General features: G+C 75.2%; 5 protein-coding genes. 3 read left to right on the forward strand and 2 right to left on the reverse strand.

What is annotated here, in order from left to right:
- Positions 1-183 precede the first annotated feature (183 nt).
- Both IEZ03_RS08435 and IEZ03_RS08440 read right to left on the reverse strand, forming a co-directional pair.
- Positions 184-546, reverse strand: a complete 363-nt coding sequence (locus IEZ03_RS08435) for a VOC family protein (RefSeq protein ID WP_184886820.1) — start codon at positions 544-546, stop codon at positions 184-186.
- Positions 543-830 carry a hypothetical protein gene (locus IEZ03_RS08440; protein WP_184886822.1) on the reverse strand — a complete coding sequence of 96 codons (288 nt, stop codon included), beginning with the start codon at positions 828-830 and terminating at the stop codon, positions 543-545. The genes IEZ03_RS08435 and IEZ03_RS08440 overlap by 4 nt, the downstream gene beginning before the upstream one ends.
- Positions 831-930: 100 nt before the next feature.
- Here IEZ03_RS08440 and IEZ03_RS08445 point away from each other — a divergent pair, with 100 nt between their 5' ends.
- The 3 genes from IEZ03_RS08445 to IEZ03_RS08455 all read left to right on the forward strand — a co-directional run.
- The gene (locus IEZ03_RS08445) at positions 931-1,482 is read left to right on the forward strand and encodes a CGNR zinc finger domain-containing protein (RefSeq protein WP_184886824.1); all 552 of its coding nucleotides are present in this window, start codon (positions 931-933) and stop codon (positions 1,480-1,482) included.
- Between the two features lie 56 nt (positions 1,483-1,538).
- Entirely contained in the window at positions 1,539-2,105 is a 567-nt protein-coding gene (locus IEZ03_RS08450; RefSeq protein ID WP_184886826.1) for a GNAT family N-acetyltransferase, read from the forward strand.
- 34 nt (positions 2,106-2,139) lie between these two features.
- On the forward strand, positions 2,140-3,597 hold a 1,458-nt coding region (locus IEZ03_RS08455), incomplete at its 3' end, for an MFS transporter (protein ID WP_229808142.1).

Here is a 3,597-nt window from a genome sequence, read left to right on the forward strand (position 1 = left end):
AGGCGGCCCTGCGGGCCGGGGTGCTGGTCAGCGCGGGACGCCCCTTCTTCCCCGCCGAGGCGTCCGCCCCGCACCTGCGGATCAGCTACGGGACGGCGGCCTCGGAGGCGGAGCTGGTGGAAGGCGTCCGCCGCCTCGCGGGTGTCCTGCGTTCATAGGGCGCCGCACACCCGGTTCCGCGTCTCAAGACTCCGTGCAGAAGCAGAACTCGTTGCCCTCCGGGTCGCGCCAGACGCGGAAGGACGCCGCGGGGTCGCCCAGCGGAGCCGTGGCCGGCGTGGCGCCCAGGGCCGCGGCGCGCTCCCCCGCTGCCTGGACGTCGGGCACCTCCAGGTCCAGATGCAGGCGGTTCTTCTTCGTCTTGCGCTCGGGGACGCGCTGGAACGACAGGAGCGGCCCGTTCTCGCCGAGCGGCTCCAGGTCGAGCCAGTCGTCGCTCGCCTCCGTCGTCTTCATGCCGAGCAGCTCGCCCCAGAACTCGGCCATGGCCGCCAGGTCGGAGCAGTCGATGACGAGGTTGGTCACCTTCGGAACGGCGCCGCTCATCGCGCACCGCCCGCCGGACGCGCGGCGGCGCGCGCGCAGTAGAGCCCGGGCCGGCGGGAGCGGCGCGGCCGGCGCACCGCGCGCAGCCCGCCGAGCCGGTCGAGCCGGTCGCGGAGCAGCGCACGCCTGCGGGCGGCGCGTTCGGCCGAGCGGGCGTGGGCGGTGAGGCGAGCTTCGACGATGTCGGCCGTGAGCCGGGCGTACTCGCGCCCGGCCCACTCGTGCCGCTGCGCCAGCGCCGCCATGTACGGCAGCTCGTTCATGGTCTCTCCGTTCGTTGACACCACCTAAACGGTAACGACGGTGTTGAGAAAGTGCAACCGGTCAAGACTGAACACCGGTGTTGCGGGTTGGTAGACTGCCCGTGTACAGGCAGGAGGGGTGATGACCGGCGCCCACGACGACCCCGCGCTGCTGCTGAGGGACTTCGTCAACACCTACGACATCGAGCCCGGCAGGGAGGACCTCCCGGCGCCCGAGCGGCTCGCCGGGTGGCTGGCCGGGCACCGGCTCGTCCCCGACGGCACCGCGGCCACCCAGGCCGACCTGGCGACCGCCATCGCGCTGCGCGAGGGGCTGCGCGAGGCCATGGCCGCCCATCACACCCGCCGCGAGGCCGACCTCCCGGAGGATCTGGAGGACGCCCTGGCCGCTCTGCCCCTGCGGCTCACGCTCGCGGGCCCGCGGCCCGGCCTCGTCCCGCTCGACCCGCCCGCGACCGCCGCCGCCGGCCTGGCCCGCATCGCCGCCGCGGTCTCCGACGCCGCCGCCGCCGGGACCTGGCCGCGGCTCAAGGTCTGCCAGGAGTCCACCTGCCGCTGGGCGTTCCTGGACACATCCAAGAACCGCTCCCGCGCCTGGTGCTCCATGAGCACCTGCGGCAACCGCACCAAGACCCGCGCCTACCGGGCGCGCCGCCGTCCGCCGGCCGGATGACGCGCGCCGCTCGCTAGGGTGGGCGGTGACTTCCGGAGGAGAGGACGGGCGACGCAATGGCCGATGCCGGAGTACGGCCCGCGCGGCGGGCGGACGCCGCCGCCGTCGCCGACATCCAGGTGCGCGCCTGGCGGCAGGGCTACCGCGACCTGCTCCCCGACGGCGTCCTCGACCGGGTCACCGGCCCCGAGGCGGCCGAGGCGTGGCGCGACCGCTGGGCGGAGGCGGCGACCGATCCGCCGAGCCCCCGGCACCGGCTCCTGGTCGCGGTGGCGTCCGACCTCGTCGTCGGGTTCGCCGCCCACGGCCCCGCCGAGGACCCCGACCTCGACCCCGGCGACACGGCCGAGCTGATCACGCTGCTGGTCGACCCGATGCACGCCCGCGCCGGGCACGGCAGCCGGCTGCTCGCCGCCACCGCCGACCTGCTCCGCGAGGACGGCTTCGGCGTCCTGACCACCTGGACGTTCGAGGCCGACGAGGTCACGCGGACGTTCCTCGCCTCCGCCGGATGGGCGCCGGACGGCGCGTCCCGGACCCTCGACATGGGGGAACCCGTGCGGCAGATCCGGCTGCACACCGACATCGGCGTCCGGGAGGACGAGTTCGGCAGGGGTCGGTGAAGGGCATCGGCGCCCCGCCCATATCTTTGAAGCCGTGCCCGAATCCACGTCCCTGACGCCGCCGCGCGCCCCTGTGGCGATCCCCGCCGCGGGCCGCCGCCGCTGGATGGGCATGGTCGTCATCAGCCTCGGCGTCTCCCTCATCGTCGTGGACGCCACGATCGTGGGCGTGCTGCTGCCCAGGATCATCACCGACCTGGGGCTCACGACCACGGACGCCGAGTGGGTCACGTCGGTGTACGCGCTGGTGTTCGCGGCGCTGCTGATCCCGTTCGGCCGGGCCGGCGACCTGTTCGGGCGCCGCCGGATGTTCGTGATCGGCATGGCGGTGTTCACCGTGGCGAGCGTCGCCGCCGCGCGCGCGGGCGACGGCTCGGCGCTGATCGGCGCGCGGGCGCTGCAGGGCGTCGGCGCCTCGATGATCCTGCCGGCGACGCTGTCGACGGTGAACTCGGTGTTCACCGGCCGGGAGCGCGCCGTCGCGTTCGGGATCTGGGGATCGGTGATCAGCGGGATGGCCGCGCTCGGGCCGCTGGCCGGCGGGGCCCTCGCCACCGCCGGCGGCTGGCGCTGGGCGTTCGGGGTCAACCTCCCGCTCGGCGTCGCGCTGATCGCGGCGGCGCTCGCGCTGATGCCGGAGACGCGGGCGGCGCGCGCCGGGAGCGCGCGGCGCGACATCGACTGGCCCGGCGGGGTGCTGTCGGCGCTCGGGCTCGGCGCGCTCGTGTGCGGGATCATCGAGGGCCAGACGTACGGGTGGTGGACCGCGACGCGGCCGTTCCCGATGGCCGGGTTCGAATGGCCGGCGGACGGGCTGTCGCCGGTCCCGGTCGTCCTCGCCCTCGCGGCGGTGCTGATCGCGGCGCTGGTCGTCGTGGAGCGGTCCCGGGCGGCCGCGGGACGCGCGGTGATGCTCGACCTGGAGCTGTTCCGGATCCCCAACTTCCGCCGCGGGAACATCGCGTCGGCCCTCATCAACGTCGGTGAGCTCGGGCTGCTGTTCGTCCTGCCGCTGTTCCTGCTGGGCGTGCACGGCACGAGCCCGCTGCAGATCAGCGTGGCGATCCTGCCGCTCGCGGCGGGCGCCTTCCTGGCCGGCGGGTTCGCGGGCAAGCTGGCCAACCGGCACGGCCCGCACCGGATCGTGCAGGGCGGCATGGTGCTGGAGGTCGCCGCCGTCCTCGCGCTCGCCCTCACCGTCTCGGCCACCACCGGCGGGCTCGGGCTCGCGCCGTGGATGCTGCTGTACGGGATCGGGCTCGGCCTGACCTCGGCCCAGCTGACGAACGTGTCGCTCGCGGACGTCCCGCCGGAGCAGTCCGGGCAGGCGTCCGGCACGCAGTCCACGGCCCGGCAGGTCGGCGCGGCCCTCGGCATCGCCGCCATCGGGACGGTGTTCGCGACCAGCCTCGGGCACACGATGACCGACCGGCTTTCCGGCTCCGCCCTCCCGCCGGAGCGGCAGGCCGCCATCGCGCACGACCTGCGGGCG

Origin of the sequence: Actinomadura livida (genome assembly GCF_014648675.1) — a bacterium.
GTDB classification, from domain to species: domain Bacteria; phylum Actinomycetota; class Actinomycetes; order Streptosporangiales; family Streptosporangiaceae; genus Spirillospora; species Spirillospora livida.

Coding starts and splice junctions, on each gene's coding strand:
- IEZ03_RS08450 (WP_184886826.1), top strand. CDS start 1,539: ATGGCCGATGCCGGAGTACGGCCCGCGCGGCGGGCGGACGCCGCCGCC.
- IEZ03_RS08445 (WP_184886824.1), top strand. CDS start 931: ATGACCGGCGCCCACGACGACCCCGCGCTGCTGCTGAGGGACTTCGTC.
- IEZ03_RS08435 (WP_184886820.1), bottom strand. CDS start 546: ATGAGCGGCGCCGTTCCGAAGGTGACCAACCTCGTCATCGACTGCTCC.